We start from the raw sequence: 17575 nt of genomic DNA, 5'->3' as shown, positions 1-17575 counted from the left end.
TAAATAAGAAGTCTGATTACTTTAATCTCTTTTCTGCCATGAAAAAAGCTGAACTTCCGCAACCTTTACGCGGCATCATCCCGCCCATTATCACTCCTTTACTCGCCCGTGATACTTTAGATAAGGCAGGTTTGGCAAAGCTGGTAGAGCATATTTTGGGCGGGGGTGTACACGGAATTTTTATTTTAGGTACTACCGGCGAACTGAGTAGTTTAAGTTACCGCGTCCGCCACGAAATGGTAGAAAGCACCTGCGAGTGGGTGGCCGGGAGAGTGCCGGTGTTAGTAGGAATTACGGATACGGCTTTACCCGAAAGTATACAATTAGCCCAAACCGCCGAAAAATGCGGCGCTGCGGCAGTAGTAGCCGCCGCGCCTTATTACTTCAGTTTAAATCAGGCCGAGTTAACGAGCTATTACCAACACCTCGCCGATCAGTTGCCGCTGCCTTTGTTTTTGTACAACATGCCTTCGCACACCAAAATTTCGCTGGCACCAAAATCGGTGAAAATATTGGCGCAGCACCCCCATATTGTAGGCATTAAAGATAGTTCGGGTAACGGGGTGAATTTTCAGTTATTGCACTACCAATTAAAAGATGAGCCGGATTTTTCGCTGCTCGTTGGGCCGGAGGAATTAACGGCCGAAGTTGTATTGCTGGGTGCCCACGGCGGTATAAACGGTGGAGCTAATCTGTTTCCAAGGCTGTATGTCGATTTATACGAGGCAGCCGTAAACCGGGATTTAGATCGTTTACTACCCTTGCACCAACGGGTACTACAAATAAGCACGCACTTGTATTCGGTAGGAAATTCCCAGGCCAGTTATCTGCAGGGAGTAAAATGCGCCCTTTCTCTGATGGGTATCTGCCGAAATATTTTAGCCGAGCCTTTGCAACCATTTGGGGAAAAAGAACAAAAAATAATCCGGCAACATTTGCAAGAAATTCAGGCCGCTTTGAATACAAAAGTACCAGTATGAAACTGCCTCTAATTGATCTGCTGGTTTTTTTGGGGTACATGGCAGGCATTGTACTGTACGGCTGTTCTTTTTATTTCCGGAACAAATCGGCGGATGCTTTTACGGTGGGTAGCGGCAATTTGCCGGCCTGGGTAGTAGGTTTATCTATTTTCGCCACCTATGTTAGCAGCATTAGTTTTCTGGCGTTACCCGGCAAAGCGTACCAGACCAACTGGAACGGATTTGTGTTTAGTCTTTCTATTCCGCTGGCTTCGTACGTGGCGGTGCGGTTCTTTGTCCCGCTTTACCGGAGCATTAACAGTGTATCGGCGTATTATTACTTAGAGACCCGTTTTGGGGCCTGGGCGCGCATCTACGCTTCGGCGTGTTACTTGCTCACGCAATTAGCCCGGATGGGGTCGATCATGTTTTTGTTGGCCTTGCCCATGAACGCGTTGTTTGGTTGGGATGTCCCACTAATTATTATCGGAACCGGCATCGGGGTATTGCTTTATTCGTTAATGGGTGGTATTCAGGCCGTAATCTGGACGGATGCTATTCAGGCTATTATTCTTATTGCCGGGGCCTTGGCTTGTGCGTTGGTTTTACTTTTCTCTTTACCCGCTGGCCCGGGCCAACTTTTTTCCCTAGCGGCGGAGCAGAATAAGTTTAGCTTCGGCAGCCTGAGTACTAGTTTGTCGGATTCTACCTTTTGGGTAATCTTAATTTACGGCTTATTTATTAATTTACAGAATTTTGGGATTGATCAGAGTTACGTGCAGCGCTATCTTACTACTAAATCCGAGAAAGAAGCTAAATTTTCTACCTGGTTGGGGAGCTTGTTGTATGTGCCCGTGTCGGCTTTGTTTTTCTTTATTGGTACGGCGCTTTATGCGTATTACCAGGCGCAGCCCAATTTGCTGCCCGTTGCTTTGCAGGACCCGGCTCTTTCGGATAGGGTATTTCCTTACTTTATTGCTCACGGCTTGCCGACTGGCCTCACTGGTTTGTTGATTGCTTCTATTTTCGCGGCGGGTATGAGCACTATTTCCACCAGTTTAAATAGCTCCGCTACCATTATTCTTACGGATTACTACCAGCGGTATTTTCAAAAAAACGCGAGCGAAAAATCTTCGATGTGGGTGCTTTACCTGGCTTCTTTGTTAATGGGAATACTGGGGGTATTAGCCGCTTTGGCTATGCTGCAGGTGAAAAGCGCTTTAGATGCCTGGTGGGCTTTATCTTCTATTTTCAGCGGGGGAATGTTAGGTTTGTTTTTACTCGGTTATTTTTCCCGGCAAGCCTTAAAACGGGATGCCCTAATAGGTGTAATTGCCGGGGTACTGGTAATTTGCTGGATCAGCTTGTCGCCGGCTTATTTTGAAAAAACAGCGTCACCTTTAAAAAGCGCCTTACACCCTAACTTGGCTATTGTGTTTGGTACAACCGCTATTTTTGTAATGGGCTTTTGTACCGCGCAACTTTTTAACCGCACCGGAAAGACTAATTCTAAAAGCCGGGAAGCAGCTAGCTTAAATCGAAAAGTTTAGATATATCATACTTTTTCCAGCTGGTAAAAACTGGGAAGATGAAGTATACCATACTTCTTAATACTATTTTGTACTTCCGAATGCTAAATCAGGAAGACCTTGGAATGTCCTGCCCAGCTAGATGGGTAAAGGTGGCAGATGATTTATTTTGGGCCATGAGTGAATGATGTAAGTGTAAATATTTCTATCTGAATTTTAACGGCTACAATGTAAAAAGTATTCGGTAAGATTATATTAAACCATGATTAATCTGCCTAACTCTTTGAAATCTATAAAAAAGTACAAAGTTTCTTCAAAAATTAAAGCATTTATTAGGTTTAAGAACGATAAGTTTTTACTTTGCCCTTACAAGTTCTCCTTCGCCCTAGGTACATATTTAGAATGTCTGTATGGATATTGTAAATAGTAGAATGCCACCCCTCCTTGTGCCTGTAGTCACATCTAAGCCGGTTTTCATCCGGAGTTTCTAAATTTTTTTAAATGGATTTATAGCTTAATAGCTTTAAGCCTGCTTGTTGGTTGCACTTCTAATAATTAATAAAATGAGAAAGCTTGTTTTAAGACTTTTGAAATTATTAAATCCGGGTACTATTAAAATCCGTCATCATTATACCCACAAACCTTTATTTTTAGATGCTTTCATGCACAAAGGTTATTGGTATCATGGTAAAAAAAGAGAGCCGGAAACCATGAATTTTTTTCAGGAGACTATAACACCCGGAAACACAATTGTGGAAGTTGGGGCGCATATCGGTTACATTAGTCAGTATTTTAGTTTTTTGGCGGGTGATAAAGGTAAAATATTGATTTTTGAGCCGGGTACGAATAACATTCCCTATCTACAAAAAAATATTGCCAAATTAAATAATGTAGTACTGGTTCAGAAAGCCGTATCTAATCAGAATGGAGTGGCCAACTTTTATTTAGAAAATTTAACCGGTCAAAACAATTCATTAATCAATGATTACCAACGGTTTAATGCTACTTTAGCTAATTCGGGGGTTAAAGTAAGTAAGAAAATGGTAGAAGTAGAAACCGTTACGCTCGATAGCTATTTAAAGCAATTTTATCCCGATACGACCATCGATTTTATAAAAATGGATATTGAAGGGGCCGAATTAATTGCTTTAACCGGAATGACTGAAACCTTAAAAAAGTATAAACCTAATTTAATGATTGAAGTAACGGTAAATGATTATGAGGTAATACAAATATTAAACGACTTAGGTTATAATTTGTTTAACCCAAAGAAAGTTCGGGTGAATAATTTTAGAAAAATCAACGGAAATGTATTAGGCATTCATCATTCTAGACCCGATGTTTTAGATAAGTTTAATGTGTCATTAAAAAGCAACGTATTACAACCTGCAACCTAGTGCACGACCAATTCAATTCGGAGAAAGGAAATAAGTATTTATTCTGGCCTGAAACTCTTTAAAGCCTAAATTTCTAATTCTTCATTTTTAATTTTTAATCTGGAAGAGCACTAGTAGAAGCTGAATACAACCTTGATTTCTGCCGGAAATACCCGCTAAACTAATCTAAAACAAAGTGCAATAAAGAATATTTGTTCGGGTTGAAAGTTTATGCAAAAAGAAGAAAAGAAAATTTTAATTATAAACGGCTCTATCCGGGGTAAGCAAGGCAATTCGGGGGCGCTTTCAATAGCTGCCGAGCAATACTTACATTCTAAACTTTTCGCCACTGCTTCTATAATCACCCTCGCCGAACCTATGCCTGGCATCCAGCAAGTTTACGATTTGCTTACTAGCAGCCACGGGTTCTTAATAATTACGGGCACTTACTGGAATAATTATGGTTCTTCGTTGCAAAGATTTATTGAAATTATTTCGGCATTCGAAAATTCTCCCGCCCTTTTTGGTAAGCCGGTTGCCTGTGCCGTAAGTATGGATTCTGTTGGAGGAGCAGATGTTGCGTCCAGAATACAATCGGTTTTTTCCGGGTTGGGTTGTTGGAGTCCACCGTGTTCCACTTTAGTGGTATCCCGAGTAGGGCAGGAGGCCATTTCAGCCTCTAAAGGGCAAGTGGATGACCCCAACGAAGATGTTTGGCGGGTAGAGGACCTGGAAATTGTCCTTAAAAATTTAGTTAAAGCCACCTCCTTGCCGCCTGATGTATGGGTTTCCTGGCCCCATGTCACCCTTAAAATTCCGGATGGAGAATGGCCGGCGACCGGAAACTTAGATTTAAATTCTCCCAGATTTCTTTAAGTTATAAAAAAAGCATAAGTATCAAGATAGGAGAGACCAGGCTTTCCTTTAGTATGGATACTCTTGCGTACTTTCTTGCTTATTTCCTCCGCAAGAACAAGATATTTTTCCTTGTGCTTGCTCTTTAGTTAAGAAGAAGGAACAATTTCATCTGTTAAAATTACTACCACCTTGCCCCGGGTTCGGCCGGTTTCAATCTGTGCGTGGGCTTTTGCCATTTCTTCAAACTTAAATTGGTGTTCAATCACGGGTTTTAACATGCCTTGTTCCAGCCAGCGGGCCAGTGCTGCCATGTCGGCACCGCTGGAATGCACCAGGTAGTTCTTGGCCGAAATGCCTTTTTCATTGATCTGGCTGGTTAAATGTTCTTTTACTCCTCCCACAATCGAGACTAGAATACCGCTTTTTTTTAACAAATTAATAGATGTGGCGGTAGTTTCACCGCCCACTGGGTCAAAAACTAAATCTACTTCTTTTACAGCTTCTTCGAGAGGTTGGGCCTTGTAGTCAATCGGGTAGTCTACGCCTAATTCTTTTATAAAAGAAGCATTTGCTGCCGAAGCTGTACCACTTACCGTTGCTCCCAAATGTTTGGCTATTTGTACCGCAAAATGACCTACTCCCCCGGCGGCGGCGTGCAGGAGCAAATGCTGACCGCTTTGAAGCTTTGCTTCGTGCACCAGTACCTGGTACGCCGTTAGGGCCGCCAAGGTGGTGGCAGCGGCCTGGGCATGGGTAATGTTTTGCGGTTTACGCGCTAAATGATTGGCCGGAGCAAGCACGTATTCGGCGTAAGCCCGGCCTTTGCCGGGAAAGTTAATCATGCCAAATACTTCGTCGCCTTCTTGCCACTCCGTAACCGCACTGCCGATAGCAGCTACCGTACCCGAAATGTCCCATCCGAGAATTACCGGAGGCTCTTCGTTCAGCTGGTTATAAAAAGTACCTCCTTTTCTGGTCTTAACATCCACTGGATTTACACTTAGCGCCAAAACCTTAATCAGCACCTCGTTGGGTCCTGGTTGGGGCTTTTCTACTTCTTGTAATTTTAAGTTTTCGACGCCACCCGGAGCGGTGGTAATAATTGCTTTCATAGTTTCAATTTTCCGTTTAGAATATCTTGGCAAAGTTACAGCACACTATTTTATTAGTTTCTAAATGATAGATTCTAACACCCAATCTAAGTTGTTAGAATTTAAACTCTAACCTAAAAGATAAATAAATGTTTATTGGTGAAGCTAATTCCTTTTTCTGATCAAAGGTGCTGATGCAGCAAAGGGTTCGTATGTTGATTTCAGGCCAGCGAGCTTTGTTGCGTATTAATGAGTGCGTGCTTTCCTAACGTTGCACCAGCTTCGATTTAATTACTACTTCCTGCCGGGTAGCTGTTTCCGGATGCGAGAGGGCGTTCATTAAAATTTGAGCGGCTTTCTCGCCCATTTCGTACGGAAACTGTTCAATGGAAGCAATAGGAGGGTGGTCGAGGTAAGAGCAAAAAGAAAGATTAGAAAAGCTAACGAACGAAATATCTTTATTAATGTGCAAACCCCGTTCTTTACAAACTTGCATGGCATCCAACGCCACGTAATCATGAAAGGCCAAAATGGCTTGTGGTACTTCGGGTAAGTTTAATAATTCGTGCGTTTTCCGGATGGTATCTTCCTTAGTAAGGTTCACACTTTTAATGTAGTGAATGTTAATTGAAATCTGGTGTTCCTGCAAAGCTTTCACGTAGCCTTTCAAACGTTCTTCGGTGGCCTGCAAAGTGTTCGGGCCGTTTAATAAAGCAATCCGGGTAAGACCGCGGGCAATCAGAAAAGCAATGGCCTCGTAAGCTCCCACCACAATATCGGAATACACGCAGCTGTTGGGAGCCCGCTTAATTACCCTGTCAAATAATACTACCGGAACCCCGTGTTTCTGGGCTTCGTCGAGGTGCAGGTAAGTTTGCGTTTCCGAAGCTACCGATACAATTATCCCATCTACCCCGTGTTTAATGAGTGAGGTGATAGCGGTTCGTTCCCGCTCAAAATTATTCCGGGATTGCACGACCAATACGCTGTAGCCGTGGCTCATGGTGGTATCTTCAATGCCGGAAATGGCCAGCGAAAAAAACTGCTCGGTTAAAAAAGGCAATACCACCCCAATATTAAAAGTGCACTTCTTCTTTAAATAAATGGCCGTCGAGTTAGGAACGTACCCTATTTTTTGTACCCAAGCGTGTACTTGTTCGCGGGTACGTAAGCCAATCCGCGGATGGTTTTGCAAAGCCCGGGAAACCGTTGTAACCGACACCCCCAAATGTTTGGCAATTTCTTTCATGGTAGGGGTATGATTGGCCATAGCAGAGGGAGTAAAAGGATGATTGTTTAAAAATACAGCCTTCCGGGCAATAAAGCTAGTAAATCAAAAATACTTTCCTTTTGCCGTAATTTGCGCAATCGGTTGCACAGCCCGATAGCCTTCATTAAGCTCATCGAATAGCTTTTACCGGCAGCCTTCTCTTGAATAAATACGGGATTATATTTATATTCAACAAATCTATTCACGTTCAGAATACCGGCCAGGCTGTTTTTGGCTAGGTTAAACTAAATCTTAAAGCTACGAAATTGTTGTTCACTCCTGATTCAAATAATATGATCCGTGTTTCTACTCCCGGCCGGATTTGCTTGTTCGGAGAACACCAGGATTACCTGGGCTTACCGGTTATTGCCGCCGCTATTTCCCGACGGATTTTTTTGACGGGTCAGCATCGACCGGATAAAAAAATACTGCTGCATTTACCGGATATTAATGACCAGGAAGTTTTCGATTTAGCCCCCGAGCTTACGTATGAAAAACCGCGCGATTATTTCCGGAGTGCTATAAATATTATTCAACGACAGGAAAAAATTAGTTTTTCGCGGGGCTTGGAGGTAACGGTGCGGGGGAATATTCCCATTAATTCGGGTACTTCGAGTTCTTCGGCTTTACAGGTTTCCTGGATAAATTTTCTTTTACAAACCGCCGATCAACCCATCCAAAAGTCGCAGGCTGAAATTGGGGAGCTGGCTTACCAGGCCGAAGTGCTGGAATTTGGCGAACCCGGCGGCATGATGGATCATTATTCCACGGCCATGGGGAATATTATTTACCTGGAATCGCAACCTAAAATTTACGTCGAAACGTTCCGGCCCTCGCTCGGTACCTTTGTTTTAGGCGATTCTCAACAACCAAAAGATACTTTAAATATTTTAAAAAGAGTAAAATTTGGTATGCTAGAGGCGCTCCGGAAAATTAAAGCGTACCATCCGGGTTTTGATTTGCACGTAACTCCTTTAAGCAGTGCGCCCGAGTACCATTCGGTGCTGACGGATGACGAAATGTTACTTTTTAAAAGTAATTTATCGGATCGGGATATCTTGCGCGAAGCCAAACAATTGCTAAAACAAGGGAAATTAGATTCGGAGGCGCTCGGTAGCTTGTTAAACCAACACCAGGATAATTTGCGGGATGCTAAAGGAGTGTCTACCCCTAAAATAAACGCTATGATTGAAGCAGCGCTACGGGCTGGTGCCCTAGGGGCCAAAATTAATGGTTCGGGCGGCGGCGGCTGTATGTTTGCGTACGCGCCCGAGCAACCCGAAGCAGTAGTAGAAGCCATTGAGCAGCAAGGCGGTAAAGCTTATATTATTACTGTTGATGAAGGTACTAGGTTAGAACCCCTTACAGCCCCAGTGGTAAAGGAAGTTTGAGCTAAATCTAATTATTACGTATAACCATGTCAGGTTTGATGACCGCCGGAAGCCAAAAGGAATGGAGCAAATTTGTACGTAACCTCCACTTGGCTCCAGATAGAATCAGAATACATCCGCAAGTAGGTTCAATGGAAACTAAACTCTCATTGGACCAATTTTAAACTTAAATTATCTGCAAACAAATGACAAATTTTGTTAACCGGCGAGAATTTATCCGGAAGAGTTCCACGGTTTTAGCGGCTACAGCGGCCACCAGTTTTTTACCTTCGGGTTTATTAGCCCAAAAAGCGGCTCCTAAAGTACGTTTAGGATTTATTGGAGTGGGTTTGCGGGGTCGCAATCATGTGCATAATGCTTTGGCTTTCCCGGGAGTAACTATAACCGCCATTTGCGATATTGATCCGGCAGCTATTGCAGCCACTCAAAAAATATTACGCGAAGCAGGCCACAAAGAAGCCAAAGTTTACGGTAAAAACGATCATGATTTCGAGAACTTAGTAAAGCGCGATGATGTGGACGGGGTCATTATTGCTACTCCCTGGGAATGGCACGTGCCCATGGCGCTTGCTGCCATGAATGCCCGTAAATACGCGGGGGTAGAAGTGTCGGCTACGGTGAAACTAGAAGAATCATGGGCTTTGGTGGATACCTTCGAAAAAACGGGTGCGCATTGTATGATTCTCGAAAATGTGTGTTACCGTCGCGATGTAATGGCCGTTTTGAATATGGTGCGCCAAAACTTATTCGGGGAGATAGTGCACCTGCAATGCGGTTACCAGCACGACTTACGGGGTATTAAATTTAACGACGGAAAACAACCGGCCGGCGTAGGGGTAGAATTTGGGCCTAAAGCCTTTAGCGAAGCCAAATGGCGGACGCAACACTCCGTTGACCGTAACGGCGATTTGTATCCGACCCACGGCCTGGGACCAGTTGCCGAAATGATTAACATTAACCGGGGCAACCAGTTTTTGTACTTAACTTCTATGGCTACCAAAAGTTTGGGCTTGCATAAATACATTGTCGATAACGGCGGCGAAAACCACCCGAATGCCAAAGTGAAATTTAAGCTGGGCGATATCGTGCAAACCATGATAAAATGCGCTAACGGCGAAACCATTTTAATTACCCACGATACCAACTTGCCGCGCCCGTATTCTTTGGGCTTCCGGGTGCAAGGCACCAACGGCCTCTGGATGGATGATGGCGACAAAATTTACATCGAGAAAGTGAGCAAAACCAACGATGAGTGGGAACCAGATACCGAGTACATGAAAAAATACGACCATAAATTTTGGCAGCAATTCGAGAAAGAAGCCGAAGGCGCCGGCCACGGCGGAATGGATTATTTCGTGATGCGGGATTTTGTGGAAGCCGTCCGGAACAAGACAGCCCCACCCATTGATGTGTACGATGCCGCGGCGTGGTCGGCCATTAGTCCTTTATCGGAACAATCCATTGCTCAGAATTCCGCCTCTATTCCGATTCCGGATTTTACCCGCGGCAAATGGAAAAACCGGAAACCGGTTTTTGCAGTTTGATTTGTGATTTCTGAAATTGATCTAATTATTAAATTTTTCTTCATCCCGGAAGAATAAAATTAAAACTAGCTGATTATCTGTCCTTCCAAAAATCTATATTGCCATTCAGCAGTATAGTTTTTGGAAGGACAGTTTTATTTTACACTAACTTTATCCATTAATTTTCTTGCATTCAGCGTAGCTAAAAAGCTTTTTAATTTTACTGTTTAGGCTTTCTTTCATGAAAAAACTAGTCTTCCTTCTGATTATTTTTTGCATTACTACCGTTTACGCCCAAAAACAGGAATTAAATTGGCGAGAAATTACACCCGGCGTTTGGGAATCAATTATTGGTGATCCCGAAGGAATTGACTTATTGCAGATAGCCGAAACGAAACCCCGTACGGATGCGCTGCAAAAGTTAGGTAAGCCTCTTTTTCCGGAGCAAATAAAATCAAGCAAGGCCGAAGTGACGGATGGTAAGACCTACCTGCACTTTCCCTTACAGAAAGAAGAACAATTATTTGGTTTAGGGTTGAATTTTAAAACCGTTCAGCAACGAGGAACCATCAAAAACCTGCACGTGGACCATTATAATGGCCAAGACGATGGCCGCACGCACGCGCCGGTTCCTTTTTATGTGTCCGATAAAGGCTACGGCATCCTGGTAAACTCGGCGCGTTACCTTACGGTTTATGCCGGAACTAGCGTCCGGACGGATAGCAAAGATTTTCCACCCGAACGAAATCGGAACGATCCTCAGGCTGGTTGGGAAGCGCAGCCGTATTCGGACGCGGTAGAAGTTTTGGTGCCGGCTAAGGGCGTGAAAGTTTACCTATTTGCCGGTAAAAACGCCTTAGAAGTAGTGCAGCGCTATAATTTGTTCAACGGTGGAGGTACTTTGCCGCCTAAATGGGGCTTGGGTTTTACCCATCGAACACCTACTTTATTTACCGACGAACAAATTCTGGAAGAAGTAACTGCTTTTGAGAGCAAGGGCTATCCATTAAGTTTTGTAGGCTTGGAACCGGGTTGGCAAAGCACCTCTTATCCGAATTCCTTCGTGTGGGATAAAACCCGTTTTCCGCAGCCTAAACCATTCTTAAACGAGTTATTAAAAAAGAATATTCGCGTTAATTTATGGATTAACCCTTACCCAGGTTCTAAATCTCCGGTTTATGAAGTAATTAAACCTTATACTGCTTCGCATACCGTATGGGTTGGTTTGGTACCCGATTTTACTTTAAAGCCCGTTCAGGACTTATACAGAAAACTATTTACGGCCGAACATTTAAAAATGGGAGTAGCCGGGTATAAAGTAGATGAGGTAGATGGCTATGATAAATGGCTTTGGCCGGATGTAGCAACTTTTCCGTCGGGTATACCCGCCGAGCAAATGCGGCAGATTTACGGCTTGAAATTTCAGAAAATGGTGGATGGTTGGTTTCGGGAACAGAATACGCGTACCTACGGTTTGGTGCGGGCTTCTAATGCGGGGGCTTCTAATTTACCCTTTGTTATCTATAATGATTATTACGATCACCGCGATTTTATTACGGCATTGTGCAACAGTTCTTTTATCGGGGTTTTGTGGACTCCCGAAGCCCGTTCTTCTAAAACCGACGAAGAATGGCTGCGTCGGATGCAAACGGTATGTTTTTCACCGATGGCCATGCTAAACGCCTGGGCGGATGGTACCAAGCCCTGGACGTACCCGGCAGTGGCCGAACCAATAAAACAAGTAATGTTACTCCGGATGCAATTACTACCGTATTTATACACCACGTTTGCGCAGTACCACTATGAAGGAAAGCCACCCATACGAGCCATGAACCTGGTAGAAGGTTTTTCTTTTGCCGCTAAATCGGAAAAGGCTGCCTTAAACTCCACCGATAATCCTTACGGTTTGGCGCTGAAAGAAGACATGAAAGACCAGTATATGTTGGGTGATTATTTACTGGTGGCTCCGCTTTTTGCCGGGGAAAAAAGCCGGAAAGTTATTTTACCGCCGGGCAAATGGTTTGATTTTTACTCCGGGAAATTGGCCGGTGCCGGGGAAGTAATTCGAGTTACGCCGGAGAGGAATAAAATGCCGCTTTTTGTAAAAGACGGCGGCATTATCCCGCTTATTCCACCAGCTTTACATAGCCCCACTAAAGCAACGGTATTACCTCTTACCATCCGGCATTACGGAGAGAAGGAAGGTAGCTGGAATTTGTACGACGATGATGGCGAAACCTTTGATTACGAACAAGGCGCTTATACCTGGACCAAACTGGAAGTTACTAAAAATAAGAAAGGTTTATTGAAAGGAAATACTCCAAAGCCGAATAATAAGAATTTTCGTTATAAGAACATTCGTTGGGAGTTTATGACTCCTTCCAACTAACAGGGCGTAGCTTGTTCTTTCCAAGTAATATGAAAGATACTACTTTGAGACTTATACCAAATAGTATGAAGTAGTTACAATCTCTTTTACTAGGCTAAAAGCGAAAGAAGATTTTAATTGAATAAAGGTCTTTTCGGTGGAGTCAGTTTCCGTTTCCAGATTTAGGTGCGCATGCGGTTTGAGAAGTAACCCGTTTTCCTCCTGGCCGGCAGGCCTCGTTTGGCTCTTTCGGGCGGTTTAGCGAACCTTGGCTCACGCCGTTGCGCCCTGCCTCCTGCGTCGGCACCGGAACGCTAAAAGGCCCTCAACAGCCAAACTGGTATAAGTCTCAACAGCTACTGATACTTACACAGCTAGGTATCTTAATCCAAAAAATATTCTGGGGTGGAAATGTTGCTTTTTCCGGCCTATGGAAGGTAGTTCAAGGGAAAACATTAGTCTTATGAAACTAATAAGAAATAAACTTTAACTTCTTCCACGTACTTTGGATGGCTGCAACAAATCCGAAGAAGAGGTGACGCTTGGCTCTTTTCCTTCCCATTCTTCGTAATCCAAATCTTTGGGAAAGGTTTCTTCTAAGCGGGATAAAGCCAAAAGGGCAATGCCCACAATTAAAGCTCCTACCAAAGCAGCTCCAATAGTAAGCCCGAAATGGCCTTTGGCAAATACAAACAAAGCCGAAATGGGAATAACCGATGCTCTCACAAAATTTGGAACCGTAGTAGCTACCGTAGCCCGGAGATTAGTACCGAATAACTCGGCGGCAATCGTGATAAACAAGGTCCAGTACCCGTTAAAAAAGCCCAGAGCGGCGCAAAAAATGTAAAAGGTGGTTAAGCTTTGCGTTTTAGCCAGTAAGTACACCAACATGAAAGAATAAGAACCCAGCAGAAAAATAAGCATTCCTTTTTTGCGGCTTTTAAAACGCTGGCTCAGGTATCCAGAAACCATATCGCCGGCTACCTGGCCGGCAAAGGCCAGCATAACCGCTTTACCCGCTACTATAGGTTCGGTTACTCCCAAAGCCGCCCCAAATTCCGGCGAGAAAAATATTAAAACCCCCGAAACAAACCAGATGGGAGTGCCTATTAAAATGGAGTACAAATACTTGGTGAAGCGGGTACCGCTGGAGAATAGCATTATAAAATTGCCGCGCTTTACGTGTTTATTTTTCAGGTGCAAAAAAACGCCCGATTCAAAAACGCGTACCCGCATCAATAGTAATAATAAACCCAAACCACCCCCCACAAAGTAAGAAACCCGCCAGTCGAAAGTAGACGCCACAAAGTAGGCGAGTATTGCTCCAAATACCCCAACGGTAGCCACTAAGGTAGTACCCCAACCCCGGATTTCTTTAGGCAAAATTTCAGCAACAAGAGTAATACCAGCTCCTAACTCTCCGGCTAAGCCAACGCCGGCAATAAAGCGTAAAGGCAGATATTGTTCGTAAGAGGTTACGAACCCATTGGCAATATTGGCCAGAGAATACAATAAAATAGAACCAAATAGTACCGAGAGACGTCCTTTTTTATCGCCCAAAATACCCCACAAAATACCACCAATCAGCATGCCGGCCATTTGCACATCCAGGATAAGTAAACCTTTATGAAACAAATCTTCCTCGGCTAAACCTAAATCTTTTAAACTGGGTACCCGCACAATGTTAAACAAAAACAAATCGTACATATCTACCAGGTAGCCTAAGGCGGCTACCAGTACGGGTATTTTTAAAAGTTGCCGAAACGTGGAGGAAGAAGTCATACAGTGGACAGTTAAGTACTAAGCTTTATTCTGTTGGTAATCTTTAATTTACTGATTTGCCCTGAAAAGTAGTTAGGAGTAGTTAAGGAATTTAGGTAAATCCAGTTTTTATAGTTGTTGAGGAGGATATCTTCTTTTGAAACTTACAAGCGAGGTAAAGTCATGCCGCCATCTACCATAAGTACCTGACCGGTAGAATAAGGAAAATAACCTAAAGCCAAAGCGGCCACGGCTTTTCCTACATCCAAGGCTTCGCCCCAGCGTTTTTGTACGGTTAAGCCGTCCGCAATCAATTTATCGTATTTTTCGGTAACTCCGGCCGTCATGTCGGTTTTAATAATGCCGGGCCGCACTTCGTAAACCGGAATATTATATTCGCCGAGCCGGGCAGCAAACAACTGCGTAGCCATGCTTACGCCCGCTTTAGCAATGCAATATTCGCCGCGATTTACCGAAGCAACCGTGGCGGAAACCGAAGATACATTTACGATACAGCCGGAAAAATCCGGAGTTTCGTTTGATTGTTCTATCATCCAGTTGGCTATTGCTTGAGTCAGGAAATAAGGCCCTTGCAAATTAGTAGTAAGCACGTGAGTAAAGCTTGCTTCGGTGGCTTCCAGAATATCTTTCCTTTCTTTGGGCGCTATGCCGGCATTATTTACCAGCACGTGTAAAGCCCCGAAGTAAGATTTTATTTCCTGTACCATCCGGCTTCGGTCGGTGGCCGAGGCTACATCGCCCTGGCAGTAAATTACTTTTCCGCCGTGTTGCTGTAAGTCCGTAATAACGTCGGTTACCGCTTCAACTGGGCGAACTCCATTAATGGCAATATCAAATCCGGCTTGAGCCAATTGGCTAGCAATACCCAATCCAATTCCCCGGCTGCCACCCGTTATAAATGCTACACGTCTCATTCTTTAGTTTAATTACTCTTTGTAAAGTTTTAAATTTAGTGGTTGATCGTAGAGTTTGAGAAATGCTTTACGCTCTTTCCGGATTGGCGTAATTATTACTAGAACCATTTGCTAATATGAAGTTTGACTGTCTTCAATAATAGAAACTACTTTCTCGAACTCTAGTCATAACGGAGGAATGAATTTACCAGCTCTTCTCCTCCTAAATTGGCTACAATTAGAGCAGGTAGTTTTTATCTTCCACTATGGCGCGGATCTGTGGACCATGGACTATCGACTATGGACTATCGACTAAACTACAATTCCGGAACGTCTACCCAGCCGCGTTTGGCCCAGCTTTCCAGGCCTTTTTCGGCGAGCTGCACGCCTTTGGCTCCTTCGCGTAAATCCCAGGGGAAGGGCGTATCTTTTACTACGTGCTTTAAAAATAATTCCCACTGTACTTTAAAAGCGTTTTCAAATACTTCCTGCTCGGGTACTTTCGACCAACCTTCCAGAAAGTTAATGGGTTGCGGAATATCCGGGTTCCAGACGGGTTTAGGGGTATTGCCGTAATGCTGGGTGTAACATTCCCGCAAGCCGGCTACGGCGGAACCTTTGGTACCATCCACCTGCAAGGTTAATAAATCGTCGCGGCGCACGCGTACCGTCCACGAAGAGTTGAAATGCGCAATAATGTTGTTTTCTAGTTCAAAGGTAGCATAAGCGGCATCGTCGGCGGTGCATTTGTAAGGTTGGCCGTTTTCATCAATTCGTTCTTTAATGTGCGTGGCGCCTAAACAGGAAACCGCTTTTACTTTTCCGAAAATATTATCGAGTACGTAGCGCCAGTGGCAAAGCATATCCACGATAATTCCGCCATCGTCTTCTTTGCGGTAGTTCCAGGAAGGACGTTGGGCCGCAATGGTATGGCCTTCGAAAACCCAATAACCAAATTCCCCCCGCACCGATAAAATTTCACCGAAGAAATCGTTTTGAATTAAACGCTTCAACTTCAGCAAACCCGGTAACCATAATTTGTCTTGTACCACGCCGTTTTTAATGTTGTTTTTTTTACACAACTCATATAGTTCTAAAGCTACTTCGGTGCTGGCGGCGGTGGGTTTTTCACAGTATACGTGTTTACCGGCCTTTACCGCTTGTCGCACCCCGTCTGCTCTTCGGCCGGTGGTCTGGGCATCAAAGTATATCTGGTAATGCGGGTTGTTCATTACACTTTCCAGGTCGGTAGTAAAGGTAGGTACCCCCGAAAGTTCCGCTAACTTTTGCAGCTTAACGGCATCGCGTCCTACCAGGACCGGGTCCGGCATAATAAATTCCGAAGGACTGACTTTTACTCCGCCTTGTTTGATAATCTCGACAATCGAACGCATTAAGTGCTGGTTCGTGCCCATCCGGCCCGTAACGCCATTCATGATAATACCTACTTTATGAATAGTGGGAGACATGATTTATAAGTTATGAGTTAAAAGTTTAGAGTTTTGAGTTGCAGCTTGCAAGTTAAAAAGTTGTAAGGTTCTAAGGTTTTAAGGTTAGAAAGTTGTTTGTTTGGTAGTGGTAAAGAAAGTATGATGGGATAAAAAGAGGCAGTGAAGTGTTTAAGATGATGGAATGTTCGAAGTTCAGATCAAAATAAACTGTCCCCACTGCCAGAGCAGCAAGGTAGTAAAAAATGGCAAGAAAAAGAATGGTTCTCAGAACCTTCTATGTCGTAATTGCCAGAAGCAATTTCAGCCAATATATCGCTATAGAGGAGCGGATCCGACTACCAAGCGGTTGATACGGCGTCTTCTGGAAAGAAATAATGGTGTTCGTGACATTGAAAAGTTGCTGGAAGTGAGTAGAAAGTGTGTGCTAAGCAACTTGTGCCGACAGGGGAATGCCCTTAAGATTCAACCAACCCAAAAGCATTATAGATCCGTACAGATCGATGAAGTCTGGAGCTTTGTCGGAAAGCGCAAGAAAGGAAAATACTGGTTGTTGTATGCTTACTGTCCCCAAACAGATGAAGTACTGGCTTATAGTTGTGGCGGCCGAAGCGCTAAAACAGTACGCCAGCTACTCAAAAAGCTAAAAGGAGTGGAAATAGAACAATATTGTACTGATCATTGGAAAGCGTTTGCTCAGGTAATCCCCCCGACAAAGCACACGATAGGAAAAGCTTACACTAAAAACATAGAAGGCGTGAATACTTGCATCAGAGCCAGAAACAGACGGTTCGTCAGAAAAACAACCTGCTTCTCCAAAAAGAAGGAAAACCATTTAGCAAGTCTAAACCTGATGTTTGACTATCGCAATAGACATAAAGCCAAACATCATACTTTGTAGTCCACAACTGTTTGTTTTTACTTTTGTTAAACCTAATACTCATTTATTTAGATAATTAATAAAATATATTGTCATTCAGCAGGAAACTTGTTGCGCCCCTGGATTTATTTGACAAGCATGCTATTTTCCCGTTAGTCTTCTTACTAAGTTCAAGTCTGGAAATAATATACTTTAGACCAGGTTCGT

Annotated in this window: 13 protein-coding genes; 8 read left to right on the top strand and 5 right to left on the bottom strand. The window is 43.7% G+C overall.

The window, feature by feature from the left end; all coding sequences use genetic code 11:
- The first annotated feature begins 38 nt into the window (after nucleotides 1–38).
- The 4 genes from AHMF7605_RS06520 (at nucleotide 39) to AHMF7605_RS06505 (ending at nucleotide 4740) form a co-directional block, all read left to right on the top strand.
- Nucleotides 39–980, top strand: coding sequence for a dihydrodipicolinate synthase family protein (locus AHMF7605_RS06520; RefSeq protein WP_106927597.1), 942 nt, complete (start codon nucleotides 39–41; stop codon nucleotides 978–980).
- Complete coding sequence (locus tag AHMF7605_RS06515) at nucleotides 977–2509, top strand: sodium:solute symporter (RefSeq protein WP_106927595.1); 1533 nt, start codon at nucleotides 977–979, stop codon at nucleotides 2507–2509. Before AHMF7605_RS06520 ends, AHMF7605_RS06515 begins: the two co-directional genes overlap by 4 nt.
- 542 nt (nucleotides 2510–3051) lie before the next feature.
- The gene (locus AHMF7605_RS06510) at nucleotides 3052–3885 is read left to right on the top strand and encodes an FkbM family methyltransferase (protein ID WP_106927593.1); all 834 of its coding nucleotides are present in this window, start codon (nucleotides 3052–3054) and stop codon (nucleotides 3883–3885) included.
- A gap of 210 nt (nucleotides 3886–4095) precedes the next feature.
- Nucleotides 4096–4740 (top strand): NAD(P)H-dependent oxidoreductase, encoded by a 645-nt coding sequence (locus tag AHMF7605_RS06505; protein WP_106927591.1) that lies wholly within the window; start codon nucleotides 4096–4098, stop codon nucleotides 4738–4740.
- 128 nt (nucleotides 4741–4868) lie between these two features.
- On the opposite strand, the gene AHMF7605_RS06500 is transcribed toward AHMF7605_RS06505, so the two are convergent.
- Entirely contained in the window at nucleotides 4869–5834 is a 966-nt protein-coding gene (locus AHMF7605_RS06500) for an NADP-dependent oxidoreductase (RefSeq protein WP_106927589.1), read from the bottom strand.
- A 244-nt stretch (nucleotides 5835–6078) separates the two neighbouring features.
- On the bottom strand, nucleotides 6079–7083 hold the full coding sequence (locus tag AHMF7605_RS06495; protein WP_106927587.1) for a LacI family DNA-binding transcriptional regulator: 1005 nt from the start codon (nucleotides 7081–7083) through the stop codon (nucleotides 6079–6081).
- A gap of 293 nt (nucleotides 7084–7376) precedes the next feature.
- Between AHMF7605_RS06495 and AHMF7605_RS06485 the strand changes: the two genes are divergently transcribed.
- The 3 genes from AHMF7605_RS06485 (at nucleotide 7377) to AHMF7605_RS06475 (ending at nucleotide 12386) form a co-directional block, all read left to right on the top strand.
- A complete protein-coding gene (locus AHMF7605_RS06485; RefSeq protein WP_106927583.1) occupies nucleotides 7377–8474 on the top strand; it encodes a mevalonate kinase family protein in 1098 nt (365 codons plus the stop codon).
- 185 nt (nucleotides 8475–8659) lie between these two features.
- Nucleotides 8660–10018 carry a Gfo/Idh/MocA family protein gene (locus AHMF7605_RS06480; RefSeq protein ID WP_106927581.1) on the top strand — a complete coding sequence of 453 codons (1359 nt, stop codon included), beginning with the start codon at nucleotides 8660–8662 and terminating at the stop codon, nucleotides 10016–10018.
- Between the two features lie 220 nt (nucleotides 10019–10238).
- Nucleotides 10239–12386: a glycoside hydrolase family 31 protein gene (locus AHMF7605_RS06475; RefSeq protein ID WP_106927579.1), complete on the top strand. Its 2148-nt coding sequence runs from the start codon at nucleotides 10239–10241 to the stop codon at nucleotides 12384–12386.
- A gap of 465 nt (nucleotides 12387–12851) precedes the next feature.
- Here AHMF7605_RS06475 and AHMF7605_RS06470 read toward each other — a convergent pair whose 3' ends face one another.
- From AHMF7605_RS06470 to AHMF7605_RS06460, 3 genes are all read right to left on the bottom strand, one after another.
- On the bottom strand, nucleotides 12852–14147 hold the full coding sequence (locus tag AHMF7605_RS06470) for an MFS transporter (RefSeq protein WP_106927577.1): 1296 nt from the start codon (nucleotides 14145–14147) through the stop codon (nucleotides 12852–12854).
- A gap of 143 nt (nucleotides 14148–14290) precedes the next feature.
- Nucleotides 14291–15061, bottom strand: a complete 771-nt coding sequence (locus AHMF7605_RS06465; RefSeq protein ID WP_106927575.1) for a 3-ketoacyl-ACP reductase — start codon at nucleotides 15059–15061, stop codon at nucleotides 14291–14293.
- A gap of 296 nt (nucleotides 15062–15357) precedes the next feature.
- Entirely contained in the window at nucleotides 15358–16509 is a 1152-nt protein-coding gene (locus tag AHMF7605_RS06460) for a Gfo/Idh/MocA family protein (protein ID WP_106927573.1), read from the bottom strand.
- A 163-nt stretch (nucleotides 16510–16672) separates the two neighbouring features.
- On the opposite strand from AHMF7605_RS06460, the gene AHMF7605_RS06455 reads away from it, so the two are divergent.
- Complete coding sequence (locus AHMF7605_RS06455; RefSeq protein ID WP_106925291.1) at nucleotides 16673–17389, top strand: IS1 family transposase; 717 nt, start codon at nucleotides 16673–16675, stop codon at nucleotides 17387–17389.
- The last annotated feature ends 186 nt before the right edge of the window (nucleotides 17390–17575 follow it).

The organism is Adhaeribacter arboris (assembly GCF_003023845.1).
In the GTDB taxonomy this organism is placed as follows: domain Bacteria; phylum Bacteroidota; class Bacteroidia; order Cytophagales; family Hymenobacteraceae; genus Adhaeribacter; species Adhaeribacter arboris.
This window is presented reverse-complemented; position numbering and strand designations above follow the sequence as displayed.

Excerpts from the sequence above, each read along its gene's own strand:
- AHMF7605_RS06520 (WP_106927597.1), top strand. The coding sequence starts at position 39 with ATGAAAAAAGCTGAACTTCCGCAACCTTTACGCGGCATCATCCCGCCC.
- AHMF7605_RS06515 (WP_106927595.1), top strand. The coding sequence starts at position 977 with ATGAAACTGCCTCTAATTGATCTGCTGGTTTTTTTGGGGTACATGGCA.
- AHMF7605_RS06510 (WP_106927593.1), top strand. The coding sequence starts at position 3,052 with ATGAGAAAGCTTGTTTTAAGACTTTTGAAATTATTAAATCCGGGTACT.
- AHMF7605_RS06505 (WP_106927591.1), top strand. The coding sequence starts at position 4,096 with ATGCAAAAAGAAGAAAAGAAAATTTTAATTATAAACGGCTCTATCCGG.
- AHMF7605_RS06500 (WP_106927589.1), bottom strand. The coding sequence starts at position 5,834 with ATGAAAGCAATTATTACCACCGCTCCGGGTGGCGTCGAAAACTTAAAA.
- AHMF7605_RS06495 (WP_106927587.1), bottom strand. The coding sequence starts at position 7,083 with ATGGCCAATCATACCCCTACCATGAAAGAAATTGCCAAACATTTGGGG.
- AHMF7605_RS06485 (WP_106927583.1), top strand. The coding sequence starts at position 7,377 with ATGATCCGTGTTTCTACTCCCGGCCGGATTTGCTTGTTCGGAGAACAC.
- AHMF7605_RS06480 (WP_106927581.1), top strand. The coding sequence starts at position 8,660 with ATGACAAATTTTGTTAACCGGCGAGAATTTATCCGGAAGAGTTCCACG.
- AHMF7605_RS06475 (WP_106927579.1), top strand. The coding sequence starts at position 10,239 with ATGAAAAAACTAGTCTTCCTTCTGATTATTTTTTGCATTACTACCGTT.
- AHMF7605_RS06470 (WP_106927577.1), bottom strand. The coding sequence starts at position 14,147 with ATGACTTCTTCCTCCACGTTTCGGCAACTTTTAAAAATACCCGTACTG.
- AHMF7605_RS06465 (WP_106927575.1), bottom strand. The coding sequence starts at position 15,061 with ATGAGACGTGTAGCATTTATAACGGGTGGCAGCCGGGGAATTGGATTG.
- AHMF7605_RS06460 (WP_106927573.1), bottom strand. The coding sequence starts at position 16,509 with ATGTCTCCCACTATTCATAAAGTAGGTATTATCATGAATGGCGTTACG.
- AHMF7605_RS06455 (WP_106925291.1), top strand. The coding sequence starts at position 16,673 with ATGTTCGAAGTTCAGATCAAAATAAACTGTCCCCACTGCCAGAGCAGC.